This window comes from Micromonospora echinofusca (genome assembly GCF_900091445.1).
In the GTDB taxonomy this organism is placed as follows: domain Bacteria; phylum Actinomycetota; class Actinomycetes; order Mycobacteriales; family Micromonosporaceae; genus Micromonospora; species Micromonospora echinofusca.
In genome coordinates this window covers 1,560,379-1,576,240 of sequence record NZ_LT607733.1, presented here as the reverse complement: position 1 = coordinate 1,576,240, position 15,862 = coordinate 1,560,379, and the positions used below count along the sequence as shown (strand labels likewise).

Sequence of the window (15,862 nt, the reverse complement as noted above, 5' to 3'; positions counted from 1 at the left end):
ATGGTCCGAACCACCCGCTGCCGATTGGCCCTTGCGGGGGCGGACGAACCAGACCGTCGTCGCCGGTCTGGGGCCGGACGCTATCCCACCTTTCAGCTGTGACGAAAGCCCCAGGGGAGCGGGTTGACCGAACCGTTACACGGCGTGGCGGATTCGAAACGATCGCTGTAAGAACCGTCGGCCACGAAAGCCGCTCACCTTCGTTTCGTCGGTAACGGGTCGAACCCCGTCGACCCCCTACCGATCGACGGTCGGCAACCCGACTGACCAGGCACGGGACGCCTCCCCGTCGTCGGACACCAACAGCAGTCGATCGCCCTGCGACGCCACCGCCACGGCGGAGTTCCCACCATCCGGCACAGGGGTCGGCATGACCATCAGTCGCCATGAATCCCCCGAATCGACGGAGAGCCACAATCCGTGACCACCGCCGTCCCCCGTCACCGCCACCAACTCCCGCCCCGCCGGCACCAGGGCGTCGACCGTGGACACCCCCGGACCGGCCGCGCCGAACCCGCCGGCCCGACGCCACTCGTCACCCACCAGTCGCCAGGTCGCGAACCCGTCGCGAACCGGGCCCACCGCCACCACGGCACCGCCGACCGACGCCACCCGCTGCGCCTGGCCACGCCCGTCCGACGCCGGCAGCGCCACCCGCCGCCAGGCCCGCCCGTCGACCGAGGTCCAGGCGAGGGGCGCCTGGGCCGTCGCGCCGGGCGGCAGCACCGCGCCCACCACCCACCACCCCGACGGCACGGCCACGGCGTCGTACGCGACCGTCCGGCCCCGCCCGTCGCCGGCGAGCTCCGCGACACCCTCCCGGATCGTGAACCGCTCGCCGTCCGGCGACGTCCACACCGCCGCCCCGTCGACCCGGGTCCCCGCGATCAGCCAACCGGCCGGGCCCGCCGCCAACCGTGCCACGCTCACCGCGCGCGGGCCCGCGTACAGCTCGAAGGGCGCGGGCGCCTCCCGCAACTCCCCGCCCGGCGACTGCGACCAGGTGCCCGTACGCGGGTTGCCGTGCGCGCCGCCGTTCTTCGCGCCGAGCGCCACCAGCCGGCCGTCGCGGCACGCCGCCGCGTAGAGCACGTGCTGACGGCCGTAGTGGCTCGACGGCGACAACGGCAGGGCCGCCCACGAGACACCGTCGGTGCTGCTCCAGGCCGCCGGCCGGGTCTCCCCCGCCGCGTCGGCCAGCCCGCCGACCACGTACCACCGGTCGGCGCAGGCCACGGCGTCGCGCAGCAGCGGCCGGCCGGACGCGCCCGGCGGCGCGGGCAGGGTCAGCGGCTGCCACCGCGGCCGCAGCGGCTCGTCGGCGGGCTCCGCCGGGGCCCGGTCGCAGCCGGCCAGCAGCACCGCGAGGACGCCGAGCACCGCCACCAGCCGCCGGGTCCACATGGATCAGATGCTATCGATCAACCGGCCCTGCGAGGAGCCCCCGGAGCGCTCCCCGGCGTGTCGCGTCGCCCCGGCGGCACCTCAGGACGCGGGCTGGGCGACCTCGCCGCCGGCGGTCTCGGCGAGGATCCGCTCGGCGACCTCCTTCATGGTCATCCGGTGGTCCATCGCCGTGCGCTGGATCCACTTGAACGCCTGCGGCTCGGTCATCCCGTACGTCGTCATCAGCGCGCCCTTGGCGCGCTCGACCGTCTTGCGGATCTCCAGCCGGTCGGTCAGCCCTGCGACCTCCGCCTCCAGGGCGGCGATCTCCGAGTAGCGCGACAGCGCGATCTCCACCGCCGGGACCAGGTCGCTCTTCTGGAAGGGCTTCACGAGGTACGCCATCGCGCCGGCCGCCCGCGCCCGCTCCACCAGGTCACGCTGGCTGAACGCGGTCAGGATGATCACCGGGGCGATCCGGGCGCCCGCGATCCGCTCGGCGGCGGCCAGCCCGTCCATGATCGGCATCTTGATGTCGAGGATGACCAGGTCCGGCTTCAGCTCCTCGGCCAGCCGGACGGCGGTCTCCCCGTCACCGGCCTCGCCGACGACCTCGTACCCCTCCTCGACGAGCATCTCGGCCAGGTCCAGCCGGATCAGCGCCTCGTCCTCGGCGATCAGAACGCGCCTGCGCTCGACGTCCGTCTGCGTCTCGGCCACGAGCCACTCCCACAAGTCTGTGCTCGACACCCGCGGTGCCGGGTGTCGCCGCCCTTAGCGTAGTGGGTAGTCTGTCAGGGCCGAACCGGACAAGCCCCTGTACTCCAACCGGCAGAGAGACGGAGCTCAAACCTCCGACAGTGTGGGTTCGAGTCCCACCGGGGGCACGGAATCTGTCGTACGGCCGAACGACACTCGCCCTCGTGCACGCACCCGAGATCCGCGCCCGCGCGCTGAGGATCCACCTCGGCGGCGCAACCATCGCCGAGGCCGCCCGGGCCGTCGGCCTTTCCTACCGGACTGTCTGGGAGTGGTGCCGCGAGCGGCCACAACCGCTGGTTCGAGGCACGGCAGAGCGCTGTTTCCGCTGCCGTCGCGACGACGGATATCCGACTGACCCACCGGCCTACAGCTACCTGCTGGGCCTCTACCTGGGTGACGGGCACCTGGTCACCAGCGCGCGGGTGCCGGTGTTGAGGGTTTCCTGCAGCGACGCGTGGCCCGGGTTGATCGACGCCTGCGACTCCGCCATGCGTGCGGTGCTGGCAACCAAGGTCCAGCGGGTCGCACAACAGGGCTGCGTGAGCGTGCAGAGTTACGGCAAGCACTGGCCGTGCCTGTTCCCGCAACACGGTCCCGGCAAGAAGCACGAGCGTCAGATCGCCCTCGCCGACTGGCAGAGGAGGATCGTCACCGCCCATCCCGGGGCCTTCCTGCGGGGTCTGTTCCACTCCGACGGTTGCCGGTTCAGCAACCGGGTCACGGTGCGCGGCAAGGGCTACGTCTACCCGCGCTACATGTTCACCAACGAGTCGGCCGACATCATGGGCCTCTGCCAGTGGGCGTTGGACCTGCTCGGCATCGCCTGGCGGATGAACCGCCGCAATTCCCTGTCGGTGGCCCGGCGGGAGGCCGTCGCCTCCCTCGACCGCCACGTCGGCCCGAAGTCCTGACCCCGTCAGGCCCGGGACCCCTACCCGCCGCCACATGGACCACCGCCCCGCAGAGCGCCGCCGCGCCCGTGCCGCCGCCGCCTGAGGTGCCCCGCCCGGACGAGTGCCGCCGCGCCGGCCGGGTCGGGTCACGAGTGGAACCTCACGGGTGTCACACGACCTCTTTGGCAACCGTGGTGTTCCACCCGTGCGGCACGTCGTTACCGCACCGCGGCTCGCGGCAGCGGAGGGGCCGACGACGTCGACCCGGGTCAGCCGAGTTCGGCGAGAGCCAGGGACAGGTCAGCCCGCAGGTCCTCCGGGTCCTCCAGGCCGACGGAGACGCGCAGCAGGCCGCCGCACGGCTTGGCCTCACCCTCGACGGGGCGGTGGGTCAGCGAGGCCGGGTGCTGGATGAGGGTGTCGACGCCGCCCAGCGACACCGCGTGGGTGATCAGCCGGCAGGCGTTCGCCACGGCGGCCGCGGCGGGCGCGCCGCCGCGTACCTCGAAGGCGAGGAGGCTGCCCGGGCCGCTCATCTGCCGTCCGACGAGCCCGGCGGGGTCGTGCAGCGACGGGTGGTGCACCTGAGCGACGGCGGGGTGGGTGGCGAGCCAGGCGGCGAGCTTCTCGGCGCCGGCCTGCTGGGCGCGCACGCGCACCGGCAGGGTCTGCAGGCCGCGGTGCAGCAGGTACGCGCCGAGGGGGTGCAGGATCGCGCCGGTGAGGGCGCGGACCTGGCGCAGCCGGGCGGCCCAGTCGGCGTCGCAGGCGACCACGCCGGCGAGGACGTCGCCGTGTCCGCCGATGCTCTTGGTGGCGCTGTGCAGTACGAGGGCCGCGCCGTGGCGGGTGGGCTGCTGGAGCACGGGGGTGGCGACGGTGTTGTCGACCAGCAGCGGCACGTCGCCGGAGGCCCGGGCGAGGGCGGCGATGTCGACCAGGTCGAGGGTGGGGTTGGCCGGGGTCTCGGCGATCACCAGGGCGGTGTCGGGGCGGACGGCGGCGGCGACCTCGTCCGCGCGGGCCCAGGTGACGGTGGTGCCGAGCAGGCCGGTGGCGAGCACGTGGTCGGTGCCGCCGTAGAGGGGGCGGACGGCGACGAGGTGCCGCTTCCCGTCCCGGGTGGCGGCGAGCAGGGTGGCGGTGAGGGCGGCCATGCCGCTGGCGAAGGCGACGGCGTCGGTGGTGCCTTCGAGGTCGGCGAGGGCCGTCTCGAAGCGGGCCACGGTGGGGTTCCACAGGCGCTGGTAGACGGCGCTGCCGCCGGCGGGGAGGGTGCCGCCGGTGGCGAGGGCCTCGTACGCGTCGCCGCCGGCGTCGACCGACGGCAGCGGGTTGGTGGTGGAGAAGTCGATGGGCGGCACGTGGACGCCGAGGGCGGCGAGGTCGTCGCGGCCGGCGTGCACGGCTCTGGTGTCCACGGTCGTCATGCCGGAAGGATCGAACATAGCGCCGACTCGGGGCAATAGTTCCGAACATGATTCGGTAATTGCACTTGGAGGCGCGGGCGGATTCGATGGATGATGCCTGCATGCCCCTTGCGACGAATGATGTGCGGCGGTTCGCCGACCTGGACGACACCGACCGGGCGATCCTGTCGGAGCTGGCCGCCGATGGCCGGCTGCCGAACAACGCCCTCGCCGAGCGGGTCGGGGTGGCCCCCTCGACGTGCCTGACCCGCACCCGCGCCCTGCGGGAGCGCGGGGCGATCCGCGGGTTCCACGCGGAGGTGGATCCGGCGGCGGTGGGGCTGCCGTTGCAGGCGCTGGTGTCGGTGCGGTTGACCGCGCACGAGCGGGCGGCGGTGGACGCCTTCCGGGCCCGGTCCGTGCGGCTGCCGGGGGTGGTGGCGGTGTTCCACGTGGCGGGCGCGGAGGACTACGTGCTGCACGTACGGGCGGCCTCGGCGGACGCGCTGCGCGACTTCGTGCTGGACCATCTGGCCGTGGATCCGGCGGTGCTGCACACCCAGACGAGCCTGATCTTCGAGCAGGCGCGCGGCATGGGTTGACGCCCGGCGGGCACCGTGAGCCTGGTTGCCGCGGGGAACAAAGCCGAGGTGGGCGGGGTTGGCCACTCGTGTGATCAACGTACCGCTGTCTGTTCTCGATCTCGCCCCCGTCGCGGCCGGCGCCACCGCCGGCGCGGCGCTGCGGCACACCACCGAGCTGGCCCGACGCACGGAGGAACTCGGGTACCGCCGGTTCTGGGTGGCCGAGCACCACAACATGCCGGCGATCGCGAGTTCCGCCCCGGCGGTGCTGCTCGCGCACCTGGCGGCGCACACGTCGACGATCCGGCTCGGCTCGGGCGGGGTGATGCTGCCCAATCACGCCCCGCTGGTGGTGGCCGAGCAGTTCGGCACGCTGGAGGCGCTGCACCCGGGCCGCATCGACCTGGGCATCGGCCGCGCCCCGGGCACCGACCAGGTGACCGCGCTGGCGCTGCGCCGGACGATGGAGGGGCTGTCGGCGGAGGGCTTCCCCCGGGAGCTGGCGGACCTGATGAACTACTTCAGCGGTGAGCGGCCGGGCCCGATCACGGCCACCCCGGGCCTGGGCGAGCAGCCGGCGGTCTGGCTGCTCGGCTCCAGCGGGTTCAACGCCCAGCTGGCGGGGCTGCTGGGCCTGCCGTTCTCCTTCGCGCACCACTTCAGCGCGCAGAACACGGTTCCCGCCCTGGCGCTGTACCGGCAGCACTTCCGGCCGTCGAAGTGGCTGGACGCGCCGTACGCGATGGTGGCCGTCAACGCGGTCTGCGCCGACACCGACGAGCGGGCGGAGTGGCTGGCGGGGCCGGCGGCGTTGTCGTTCCTGCGGCTGCGTTCGGGTCGGCCGGAGCCGCTGTCGACGCCGGACGAGGCGGCGGCGTACCCGTACACGCAGGCCGAGCGCGAGTTCGTGCGCCAGCGCCGCGACGGGCAGGCGACGGGTTCGCCCGAGACCGTACGACGGCAGCTCGACGAGCTGCTGGCGCGCACCGGCGCCGACGAGCTGATGCTGACCACGCTGGTGTACGACGTGGCCGACCGGGTGCGCTCGTACGAGCTGATCGCCGAGCGGGTGGCCGGTGGCCTGCGCCGCGAGGGCTGAAACACGATCTTCACGTCGGCGTCACCGGGGCGACGCGTGGCCCGCCTAGGTTAGTCCTCGGTGGTGGTACGGCATTTCCGGTCGGGACGGGTCGGGGATGCCGCGGTGTGGGGCACCGGGCCGGAGCTGTGCGGATTCCGCGGCTGCGGCCCGGTGCCTTTTCCGTCCCGCGACCGGCCGACCGAGCACCCCGAGGCGCCGCCGCCGACCGGTCGTCGGTTCACCGCAGGTAGACGTTGGGCGTGGGCGGGGCGGCCATGCCGTCGCCGAGGAAGAAGCCCGGGTGCGGGGGCTGGTTGTAGGCGGTGTTCTGCCAGGCGACCGCCACCCGGTACTGCGGGTCGTGCATGAGCGTGTGGATCCGGGTGCCGGTGGGCGTGGGCGTGCTGTAGATCCGCAGGGCGCGGCTGTCGCTGGTGCGCCAGACGACCTCCTCGCGCCAGTCGCCGAACAGGTCGGCGGAGAGCGCCGGGTTGGACTTGGTGCCGTTGTTCGCCGCTACGCCGCTCACGGTGAGCAGTCGGGTGTCGCCGCCGGTGCCGTACTTGTCGATCCGGGTGCCGTCGAGCAGCTCCCGTACCGGGTCGCCGTCCCACCAGGCGAGGAAGTTCGCCGAGGACGGCCGGCGCCCGACGACGGTTCCGGTGGCGCTGTAGAGGTCCGTCATGTGGGTGCCGGCGCCCCAGAACTCGGCGCCGGGGCTGCCGGCGTGGATGTCGGCGGCGACGCCCCGGCCGGGGCCCTCCGCTCCCCCGTTGTTCGGTCGCTGCCAGACGACCTGGCCGGTGCGGGCGTCGTGCAGGTCGGCCGCCGGCTGGTTGCCGGACTCGTGGATGGTGAAGACCTCCAAGCCGGCGCGGCCGGGGACGAGGTCGCCGACGTGCAGGGCGTCGCCGTGGCCGAAGCCGGTGGCGTACCTCAGGCGGCCGTCGTCGTCGATGGTGGCCGATCCGTACACGATCTCCTGCCGCCCGTCGGCGTCGACGTCGGCGACGGAGAGGTTGTGGTTGCCCTGACCGAAGGCGGCGCCGTTGCCCGAGGCGTTCGAGTCGAAGGTCCACCGCTTGCGCAGGGTGCCGTCGCGGAAGTCCCAGGCCGCCACGACCGCCCGGGTGTAGTAGCCGCGGGCCATCACCAGTGACGGGCGCCGCCCGTCGAGGTAGGCGGTGGCGGCGAGGAAGCGGTCGACCCGGTTGCCGTAGCTGTCGCCCCAGGAGGAGACCGTGCCGCGCGGCGGGTCGTAGGCGACGGTGGAGAGGACCGCGCCGGTGCGGCCGTCGAACATGGTCAGGTACTCGGGGCCGGCGAGGACGTACCCGCTGGAGTTGCGGTGGTCGGCGGTGGCGGAGCCGACGACCTGGCCGGTGCCGGAGCGGGTGCCGTCGGCGGTCTTCATGGCCACCTCGGCGCGGCCGTCGCCGTCGTAGTCGTACACCTGGAACTGGGTGTAGTGGGCCCCGGCGCGGATGTTGCGGCCCAGGTCGACGCGCCACAGCCGGGTGCCGGTGATGGTGTACGCGTCGACGTACACGTTGCCGGTGTAGCCGGACTGGGAGTTGTCCTTGGCGTTCGACGGCTCCCACTTGACCACGAACTCGTAGTCGCCGTCGCCGTCGAGGTCGCCGACGGAGGCGTCGTTGGCGGAGTACGTGTAGCTCTCGCCGCTGGGCGTGCTGCCGCCGGGCGGCACCTGCAACGGCACGTCGAGGTAGCCGGCGGGGAACTGGAGCGCGGCGGCGGAGGGGGCCTGTTCCGTGCCACCGACCTCGGCGCGCACGGTGTAGGTGGCGTCCGCCGCCGCGCCGCCGTCGAGGTAGTTGGTGGCCCCGGTGATCGGGCTGCTGTTGACCCTGGTCGCACCGCGGTAGAGGTTGAACGCCACCCCGGTGGTCTCGGTGCCGAGCAGCCGCCAGGAGACCAGGTTGCCGGTGCCGGAGCGGACGCTGACCAGTCCCCGGTCGAGGTCCTCCATCTGCACCGCCCCGGCCGGGGGCTCGGTGGGCGGCGGGGTCGTGGGCGGCGGGGTGGTGGGCGGCGCACTGCTCGGCGGCGGCGTGGTCGGGCCGCCGGTGGGTGCGGCGCCGATGCAGGCGGTGCCGTTGAGGGCGAAGCTGGTCGGCGGCGGGTTGCTCCCGGTCCACGAGCCGTTGAAGCCGAAGGCGGTGCTCGCGCCGGTGGCGATCACCGCGTTGTGGTCGACGTTGCGGGCGGTCACCTGGGCACCGGACTGGGAGACGGCGGCGTTCCACGCCTGGGTGACCTGCTGACCGGCGGCGTACGACCAGGTCAGGGTCCAGCCGTTCACCGGATCACCCAGGTTGGTGACGGTGACGTCGGCGCCGAAGCCGCCGGGCCACTGGTTGGTGATCCGGTGCTCGACGCGGCAACCGGCGGCGGCCGCCGCGGCGGTGAGGGTGGGCAGCGTACCGGCGACGAGTGCGGCCGCGGCGGCTGCGGCGAGCAGCGCGACGCGGCGATGGGTGAAGGGCATGGGGTGTCCTCCGGAGAGGTCGGGCGCGCGGGGCAGCCGCCGCCGGCCTGCCCGGGCCGGCGGAGGTACGCGCCGCGCTGGGCGGCGGTGGTCCGACGCCGCGATCCGGCGTCGGTGTCGACGCCGCCGGTCCCGGTGTCGGCACCCCGGCGCCGGCACTGCGGCGTCGGTGGGCCGGCGGGGCGGCGTCGAGGGGTGGCTCCGCGCACCTGCGATGGTAGGGCAAGCGCTTTCTGCGGACAATCCGCCGCCGCCCGCCGGGCCCGCACCGCTCCTGCCCCCTACCCGGCCGCGCTCCAGGGTGACCTTCTGGCCGCTGGCCTCCCGGTCCTTGGCCATCCCTCGTACCGGCGGTGTCAGGCGCTTCCCTTGCCTCGGGCCCGGATTCTTGATCGACTCAGGGCGTGGCTGAGCACATGACCCCGGACGAGTTCCGACGCGCCGGACACGCCGTCGTGGACTGGATCGCCGACTACTGGGCGACGCTGGAGCGGCGGCCCGTGACCTCGCAGGACCCGCCCGGCACGGTCGCCGCCCGGCTGCCGGCCGGCCCGCCCGAGCACGGCGAGCCGGTGGAAGCCGTCCTCGCCGACCTGGACACCCTGATCACCCCCGAGCTGACCCACTGGCAGCACCCCGGCTTCTTCGGCTACTTCCCCGCCAACACCTCGGGGCCGAGCGTGCTGGGCGACCTGGTCAGCGCGGGGCTGGGCGTGCAGGGGATGCTCTGGGCCACCGGGCCGGCGTGCACCGAGTTGGAGACCGTGCTGCTGGACTGGCTCGCCGACCTGCTGGACCTGCCGAAGCGGTTCCGCTCCGGCACCGCGGGTGGCGGGGTGATCCAGGACTCGGCGTCCTCGGCGACGCTGGTGGCGACCCTGGTCGCGCTGCACCGCGCCGGCGGCGGCCGCTGGCGCGAGGTCGGCATCGACCGCCGCTACCGGGCCTACGCCTCCACCCAGGGCCATTCGTCCATCGAGAAGGCGGCGCGGATCGCCGGGCTGGGCGCCGAGGGCGTACGGCCGGTGGAGGTCGACCCGCGTACGCAGGCGATGTCTCCGGCGGCACTGCGCGCGGCGATCGAGGCGGACGTGGCCGCGGGCGTCGTGCCGGCGATCGTGGTGGCCACCGTCGGCACCACCTCCACGACCGCCATCGACCCGCTGCCGGAGATCGGCGCGATCTGCGCCGAGTACGGGATCTTCCTGCACGTTGACGCGGCGTACGCGGGGGCGGCGGCGGTCTGCCCCGAGCTGCGGTTCGGGCACGCCGGCCTGGAGTACGCCGACTCGTACTGCTTCGATCCGCACAAGTGGCTACTGACCGGCTTCGACTGCGACGCGTTCTGGGTGGCCGACACCGCGGAGCTGATCGAGGCGCTCAGCGTGCTGCCCGAGTACCTGCGCAACGCCGCCACCGAGTCCGGTGCGGTGATCGACTACCGGGACTGGCAGGTGCCGCTGGGCCGCCGGTTCCGGGCGCTGAAGCTGTGGTTCGTGCTGCGCTGGTACGGCGCCGAGGGGCTGCGGGCGCACATCCGCTCCGGCGTGGCCCTCGCCGCCCGGTTCGCCGACCGGGTACGCGCCGACGACCGGTTCACGCTGGTGGGCGCGCACCCGTACGCGCTGGTGTGCTTCCGCCTCGAGGCGGACGACGAGGTCAACGCGGAGCTGCTGGCCCGGGTGAACGCCACGGGTCGGGTGCACCTGACGCACACCCGGGTCAACGGCCGGTACACGCTGCGCCTGGCCGTCGGCTCCCCGCACACCACCGAGGTCCATGTCGACGAGGCGTGGACCCTCCTCACCGACGCCGCGAACGCCCTCCTCCCCCACTGACGCCCCGCACCTGCACGTGCGGCGGCGGGTGCGGCGCCGGGGCGGCTAGAGATCTTGGCACGAATCGGCCCCTGGAGGGGCACGTTTCTACCAAGATCTCCGCGATGGCTCGCCGGACGGGCGGGACGCTAGCGGTCGCCGCCCGAGGAAACGGCCGCCGGGGTCGGGAAACGGTCCTCGGCCGGCACAGCCGCCGGAGGGACGGCCGCGAGGGCGGTCGCGGCCACGTCGCGCTGGCGGCGGGTACGCAGCAGCGCCCGGACGGCCAGCGCCAGGGCGGCGACCCAGGCGACGGCCAGCAGGGCGTAGACGGCCGGTCGGGCCGGGCCGTCGAGGTCGGCCGAGCGCATCAGCGTACGGGCGTTGGTCAGCACGATCACGCCACCGATCGCCGCGCCGAGCAGCTGGGCGGGAACGATGCGTACGAGCCAGGCCGCGATCGGCGCGGCGATCAGGCCGCCGATGAGCAGCGCGGCGACCATGGGCAGCAGGAAGCCCTCCGAGCCGAGGCCGATCAGGAAGCCGAGGCTGGCGGCGCCGGCGACCACGAACTCGGACGTGTCGACCGAGCCGATCACCTTGCGCGGCTCCATCCGCCCGCTGACCAGCAGGGCCGGCGTGGCGACCGGGCCCCATCCACCGCCGCCGGTGGCGTCGACGAAGCCGGCGACCAGGCCGAGCGGGCCCAGGAAGCGGCCCCGCAGCCGGCCGCCGCGCCGGTCGGTGCGCAGCGGCCGGGAGAAGCGCACCAGCAGGTACGCGCCGAGGGTGAACAGGATGCCGGCCATCCACGGGGCGGCCGACTCGGTGGAGATCGAGCTGAGGAAGGTCGCGCCGGCGAACGCGCCCACTGCGCCGGGGAGGGCGATCCGGGAGACGACCCGCCAGTCGACGTTGCCGAACCGCCAGTGCGACACCCCGGCGGCAAGCGTGGTGCCGATCTCGGCCAGGTGCACGGACGCCGACGCGGCGGCCGGCGCCACCCCGACGAGCAGCAGCAACGTGGAGGAGGTCAGCCCGTACGCCATGCCGAGCGCGCCGTCGACGAGTTGCGCGGCGAGCCCGACCAGCGCGAGGACCAGCAGCTTGCGCACGAGCGCCCCCTGTCTTTTCGGCATCTCCTATCGACTTGGTCGACAATGCGGCACGGGGCGTGCCCCGGTCAAGCCTCCAACCGGTCAGTGAGACGACACAACCGCCCCGGCCACCACGAGCCGCAGGGCGGCCGGACGGCGGGGGCGGCCGGGGCGGCAGCGGGGCGGGCCGCGCGGTCGGGCCGCGCGGGGCGGTCGCGCGGCGGGTGGTCGCGCGGCAGGGCGGTCGGGTTGCGGGGCGGTCGCGTTGCGGGGCGGTCGCGTTGCGGGTCAGGTCCAGGCGCGGGGGTCGGCGGCCAGCTCGACGACCCGGCCCGGCAGGGTGCCGCCGGCCACGTCGGCGACGGTGACCAGTTCCAGGATCTCGCGCTCACTGGCCCGCAGGGCGATCCACACCTCCTGGAGAGCCCGGGCGGCCCCGTGGTAGCCCAGCTCCTCGGGCCGCTGCCCGCGCACGTGCGCGAGCGGCCCGTCGATCACCCGGATCACCTCGGCCAGGGAGATCTTCCCGGCCGGGCGGGCCAGCCAGTAGCCGCCCTCCGGGCCGCGCTGAGCCTGCACGATGCCGCCCCGGCGCAGCTGCAACAGGATGCTCTCCAGGAACTTCGGCGGGATCTCCTGGGCGCGGGCGATCTGGTCGGCGGTCACGGGCCGGCTTCGCCCGGACGCGGCTTCGCCGGTCACCGAGGCGAGCTCGGCGACCGCGCGGAGGGCGTAGTCGACCCGGGCGGAGAGGCGCATGCGGCAAGGTTAGTCGCCTGGTCGCCCCGCCCGGACGATCACCCCTCAGCCGATCGGCCGGTGACGATGCGGCGACGAGCCACGAGCTCCCCCGACGGACCGGACCGGACGAGGCCGGGCCAGACCCGGGCCAGACCCGGGCGAGGCCGAGGCTAGACCGAGCCGGCAAGGGCCAGAAAAAGGACGAATCAGACCGAACCGAAGGTCGGACCGGCAAGGGCCGGACCAGCAGGGCGGACTACGCCGAGCCGGTCAGTCGCCGACGCGGCGCAGCAGCCCTTCCTGCACGGCGCTGGCGATGTGGTGCCCCTCGGTGGTGAACATGCGCCCGGTGGCGAGCCCTCGGGCGCCGGACGCCGACGGGCTCCAGCAGTCGTAGAGGAACCAGTCGTCGGCGCGGAACGGCCGGTGGAACCACAGCGCGTGGTCGAGGCTGGCCCCGACCACGCCGCCCGGGCCCCAGACCTCGCCGTGCACCGACAGCACCGAGTCCAGCAGCGTCAGGTCGGAGGCGTACGTCAGCGCGCAGGCGTGCAGCAGTGGATCGTCGGGCAGCTTGCCGTCGATGCGCATCCAGACCCGCTGGTGCGGGTCGGCGGGCCGGTCGCCGGGGCGTACCCAGCCGGGCTCGCCCACGTAGCGGACGTCGATCGGGCGCGGGATCTGCGCCCAGATGCCGAGCCGCTCCGGGTAGCGGGCGAGCCGGTCGGTCATCGTCGGGACCTCGTCCGGGCCCGGCACGTCCGGCGGGGTGGGGGCCTGGTGGTCCAGGCCCTCCTCCGTGCGCTGGAACGACGCCGACATGAAGAAGATCGGCTTGTCGTGCTGGAGCGCCACCGAGCGGCGCACCGAGAACGAGCGGCCGTCGCGGACGTTCTCGACCTCGTACACGATCGGCTCGGCGGGGTCGCCCGGGCGGACGAAGTAGCCGTGCAGAGAGTGCACGAAGCGGGCCGGGTCGACGGTGCGTCCGGCGGCGACCAGCGCCTGGCCGGCGACCTGGCCGCCGTACACCCGCTGGGGACCGACCGGGGGGCTCATCCCCCGGAAGGTCATCCCGCCGGTGTGGTCCAGGTCGAGCACCTCCAGGAGCTGGTCGACCGCGGCCTGCCCGACCGCGACGTCCGCGTCGCTCACTGCAAGGCCCGCGCCGACGCCGCGTCGACCAGCGACCCGAGCTGGTGTACGCGCAGCGTGTTGGTCGAGCCGGGGGTGCCGGGCGGGCTGCCGGCGACGATCACCACGTAGTCGCCGGGGTTGGCCCGGTCGAGCCCGAGCAGCGCCTGGTCGACCTGCCGGAACATGTCGTCGGTGTGCTCGACGAACGGCATCAGGAACGTCTCCACGCCCCAGCAGAGGGCGAGCTGGTTGCGCACCTCGGGCACCGGGGTGAAGGCCAGCAGCGGCAGGTCGCAGTGCAGCCGGGAGAGCCGCTTGACGGTGTCACCGGTCTGCGAGAAGGCGACCATCGCCTTGGCGCCGATGGCCCGGGCGATCGAGGAGGCGGCGACGGTGAGCGCGCCACCGTGCGTACGGGGGTCGTGCTGAAGGCGCGGCACCCCGATCGAGCCGGCCTCGGTGGTGGTGATGATCTTCGCCATGGTGCTGACGGTGAGCACCGGGTACTTGCCGACGCTGGTCTCGCCGGAGAGCATCACCGCGTCCGCGCCGTCGAGCACGGCGTTGGCCACGTCGGAGGCCTCGGCGCGGGTCGGGCGGGAATTCTCGATCATGGAGTCGAGCATCTGGGTGGCCACGATGACCGGCTTGGCGTTCTCCCGGCAGAGCTGCACGGCGCGCTTCTGCACGAGCGGGACCTGGTCCAACGGCAGCTCGACGCCGAGGTCGCCGCGGGCGACCATGACACCGTCGAAGGCCAGCACGATCTGCTCCAGGCAGTCGACCGCCTCGGGCTTCTCGACCTTGGCGAGCACCGGCCGGTGCACGCCCTCCTCGGCCATGATGCCGTGCACCAGCTTGATGTCCTCCGCCGAGCGGACGAAGGAGAGCGCGATCAGGTCCACGCCCAGACCGAGCGCGAAACGCAGGTCCTCGGCGTCCTTCTCGGACATGGCCGGCACGCTGACCGCCACGTTGGGCAGCGAGACGCCCTTGTTGTTGGAGACCGGGCCGCCCTCGGTGACCAGGCAGCGGATGTCGTTGCCGGTGACCTCGGTGACCTCGACGGCGACCCGGCCGTCGTCGATCAGCAGCCGGTCGCCGGGCTTGACCTCCTGCGGAAGCTTGCGGTAGGTGCAGGAGACCCGCTCCTTGGTACCGAGGACGTCGTCGCCGGTGATGACGACGGAGTCGCCGGTGCGCCACTCGTGCGGGCCGTCGGCGAACCGGCCGAGCCGGATCTTCGGGCCCTGGAGGTCGGCGAGCACGGCCACCGGCCGGCCGGCGGCGTCGGCGGCCTCGCGGACCAGCCGGTAGACCGCTTCGTGGTCCTCGTGGCTGCCGTGGCTGAAGTTGAGCCGGGCCACGTTCATGCCGGCCTCGACGAGGCCGCGGATCCGCTCCGGCGACGAGGTGGCGGGCCCTAGAGTGCAGACGATTTTCGCGCGGCGTGTCACGCCCATCAGGCTAGTCTCTCCTCCGGGTCGCACCACGGGCCGACCCCTTCAGGATTGCGGAACATTGTCCAACGACGCGCGGCGGGCGCGCAGCCGGCGGGCGGAACCCACGCCGGAACGTCGAGGCGGCGGGCATCGGCGACCGCGCGCCGGAATCGTACGCCCCCGGCGCCACCGGACAGGCGGGTGCTCCCCGCCGCTCCCCCGGCGGCAGGAGCGAGCCCGCCCGGCGCGCAGGTCACCTCGCGGACGGCCCGGTCCGGTCGGCCCCGCACGCGGCCGGCCCGGTCGGCCCCGCACGGCGCGGCCCGCTCGGCGCGGCCTGCTCGGCGCGGCCTGCTCGGCGTCGGGCCTGGCCGGAAGCGTCGTCGCCGTGTCGGCGGGCGGTTCAGCTCTGTGTCTTGACCAGCGGGAACTCCAGCGAGCCCTCCGGGCAGAGGAAGGTCATCACGTCCACCCGGTAGAGCCCCGCCTGCACGGCCGGGTCGGCCTCCATCACGCTGCGCACGTCGTCCACCGAGCCGGTGCGGGCCAGGCCGAAGCCGATCGGCGGGTCCGGTTCGCGGGCCGGGCCGTCGACCGAGCCGGCGATCAGGATGATCCCCCGTCGTTGCAGGGCCTGCATGTGCGCGAGGTGCTCGGCCTGCAACCGCTGCACCGTCTCCGCCGGCAGCGCCCGCCCGGCCGCGCCGGGATACAGCACGATGCACTCGTACGTGTCGAGCGCGAAGTCGACCTGCGGCACTCCCGTCATGGCGTTCCCTCCCGCGTCGCGCCGCACGCGGCGACGTGCGCTCGGTCGACTGGCGGGCGAGCGCCCGTGGTCGACGTCGAGCCGGCACGGCCCAGCGTCGCACGGGCAGCAGGCCGGCACGGGTGCTCCGGCGAACTTGGTCCGCGACCCGGCCCGGTTGCGGCCCGCTCGCGCCGTTTCGCCGGCCGACCCCGCCGGCAACCGGCCGCTCGGCGGCGGGAGGCTGTCCCACCCC

The 15,862-nt window shown here is 74.0% G+C and carries 13 protein-coding genes and 1 tRNA gene; 5 read left to right on the top strand and 9 right to left on the bottom strand.

Annotated features, from left to right (window positions below; translation table 11 throughout):
* Positions 1 to 237: 237 nt before the first annotated feature.
* Positions 238 to 1,404, bottom strand: coding sequence for a hypothetical protein (locus GA0070610_RS07265; protein WP_088999308.1), 1,167 nt, complete (start codon positions 1,402 to 1,404; stop codon positions 238 to 240).
* 81 nt (positions 1,405 to 1,485) lie between these two features.
* Positions 1,486 to 2,106: an ANTAR domain-containing response regulator gene (locus tag GA0070610_RS07260; RefSeq protein ID WP_089003337.1), complete on the bottom strand. Its 621-nt coding sequence runs from the start codon at positions 2,104 to 2,106 to the stop codon at positions 1,486 to 1,488.
* A gap of 93 nt (positions 2,107 to 2,199) precedes the next feature.
* Here GA0070610_RS07260 and GA0070610_RS07255 point away from each other — a divergent pair.
* Together GA0070610_RS07255 and GA0070610_RS07250 are read left to right on the top strand one after the other, a co-directional pair.
* Positions 2,200 to 2,273: transfer RNA gene (locus tag GA0070610_RS07255), tRNA-Leu, on the top strand.
* A gap of 36 nt (positions 2,274 to 2,309) precedes the next feature.
* The gene (locus GA0070610_RS07250; protein ID WP_088999307.1) at positions 2,310 to 3,059 is read left to right on the top strand and encodes a helix-turn-helix domain-containing protein; all 750 of its coding nucleotides are present in this window, start codon (positions 2,310 to 2,312) and stop codon (positions 3,057 to 3,059) included.
* Between the two features lie 251 nt (positions 3,060 to 3,310).
* On the opposite strand, the gene GA0070610_RS07245 is transcribed toward GA0070610_RS07250, so the two are convergent.
* On the bottom strand, positions 3,311 to 4,489 hold the full coding sequence (locus tag GA0070610_RS07245; protein ID WP_088999306.1) for a trans-sulfuration enzyme family protein: 1,179 nt from the start codon (positions 4,487 to 4,489) through the stop codon (positions 3,311 to 3,313).
* 83 nt (positions 4,490 to 4,572) lie between these two features.
* On the opposite strand from GA0070610_RS07245, the gene GA0070610_RS07240 reads away from it, so the two are divergent.
* Together GA0070610_RS07240 and GA0070610_RS07235 are read left to right on the top strand one after the other, a co-directional pair.
* On the top strand, positions 4,573 to 5,052 hold the full coding sequence (locus tag GA0070610_RS07240) for an Lrp/AsnC family transcriptional regulator (RefSeq protein WP_088999305.1): 480 nt from the start codon (positions 4,573 to 4,575) through the stop codon (positions 5,050 to 5,052).
* Positions 5,053 to 5,122: 70 nt separating this feature from the next.
* Entirely contained in the window at positions 5,123 to 6,133 is a 1,011-nt protein-coding gene (locus GA0070610_RS07235) for an LLM class flavin-dependent oxidoreductase (protein ID WP_172896653.1), read from the top strand.
* Positions 6,134 to 6,353: 220 nt separating this feature from the next.
* Here GA0070610_RS07235 and GA0070610_RS07230 read toward each other — a convergent pair whose 3' ends face one another.
* Positions 6,354 to 8,624 (bottom strand): rhamnogalacturonan lyase family protein, encoded by a 2,271-nt coding sequence (locus GA0070610_RS07230; RefSeq protein ID WP_088999303.1) that lies wholly within the window; start codon positions 8,622 to 8,624, stop codon positions 6,354 to 6,356.
* A gap of 404 nt (positions 8,625 to 9,028) precedes the next feature.
* Here GA0070610_RS07230 and GA0070610_RS07225 point away from each other — a divergent pair, with 404 nt between their 5' ends.
* Positions 9,029 to 10,462: a pyridoxal-dependent decarboxylase gene (locus GA0070610_RS07225; RefSeq protein WP_231925940.1), complete on the top strand. Its 1,434-nt coding sequence runs from the start codon at positions 9,029 to 9,031 to the stop codon at positions 10,460 to 10,462.
* A 128-nt stretch (positions 10,463 to 10,590) separates the two neighbouring features.
* On the opposite strand, the gene GA0070610_RS07220 is transcribed toward GA0070610_RS07225, so the two are convergent.
* From GA0070610_RS07220 to GA0070610_RS07200, 5 genes are all read right to left on the bottom strand, one after another.
* The gene (locus GA0070610_RS07220) at positions 10,591 to 11,556 is read right to left on the bottom strand and encodes a sulfite exporter TauE/SafE family protein (RefSeq protein WP_088999301.1); all 966 of its coding nucleotides are present in this window, start codon (positions 11,554 to 11,556) and stop codon (positions 10,591 to 10,593) included.
* 270 nt (positions 11,557 to 11,826) lie between these two features.
* Entirely contained in the window at positions 11,827 to 12,297 is a 471-nt protein-coding gene (locus tag GA0070610_RS07215; protein WP_088999300.1) for an RrF2 family transcriptional regulator, read from the bottom strand.
* Between the two features lie 252 nt (positions 12,298 to 12,549).
* Positions 12,550 to 13,434, bottom strand: coding sequence for an acyl-CoA thioesterase (locus GA0070610_RS07210; RefSeq protein WP_088999299.1), 885 nt, complete (start codon positions 13,432 to 13,434; stop codon positions 12,550 to 12,552).
* A complete protein-coding gene (pyk, locus tag GA0070610_RS07205; RefSeq protein WP_088999298.1) occupies positions 13,431 to 14,879 on the bottom strand; it encodes a pyruvate kinase in 1,449 nt (482 codons plus the stop codon). The genes GA0070610_RS07210 and pyk overlap by 4 nt, the downstream gene beginning before the upstream one ends.
* Positions 14,880 to 15,261: 382 nt before the next feature.
* Positions 15,262 to 15,627 (bottom strand): YciI family protein, encoded by a 366-nt coding sequence (locus tag GA0070610_RS07200; RefSeq protein WP_088999297.1) that lies wholly within the window; start codon positions 15,625 to 15,627, stop codon positions 15,262 to 15,264.
* Positions 15,628 to 15,862: the final 235 nt, after the last annotated feature.

Excerpts from the sequence above, each read along its gene's own strand:
- GA0070610_RS07200 (WP_088999297.1), bottom strand. The coding sequence starts at position 15,627 with ATGACGGGAGTGCCGCAGGTCGACTTCGCGCTCGACACGTACGAGTGC.
- GA0070610_RS07215 (WP_088999300.1), bottom strand. The coding sequence starts at position 12,297 with ATGCGCCTCTCCGCCCGGGTCGACTACGCCCTCCGCGCGGTCGCCGAG.
- pyk (WP_088999298.1), bottom strand. The coding sequence starts at position 14,879 with ATGGGCGTGACACGCCGCGCGAAAATCGTCTGCACTCTAGGGCCCGCC.
- GA0070610_RS07245 (WP_088999306.1), bottom strand. The coding sequence starts at position 4,489 with ATGTTCGATCCTTCCGGCATGACGACCGTGGACACCAGAGCCGTGCAC.
- GA0070610_RS07230 (WP_088999303.1), bottom strand. The coding sequence starts at position 8,624 with ATGCCCTTCACCCATCGCCGCGTCGCGCTGCTCGCCGCAGCCGCCGCG.
- GA0070610_RS07265 (WP_088999308.1), bottom strand. The coding sequence starts at position 1,404 with ATGTGGACCCGGCGGCTGGTGGCGGTGCTCGGCGTCCTCGCGGTGCTG.
- GA0070610_RS07240 (WP_088999305.1), top strand. The coding sequence starts at position 4,573 with ATGCCCCTTGCGACGAATGATGTGCGGCGGTTCGCCGACCTGGACGAC.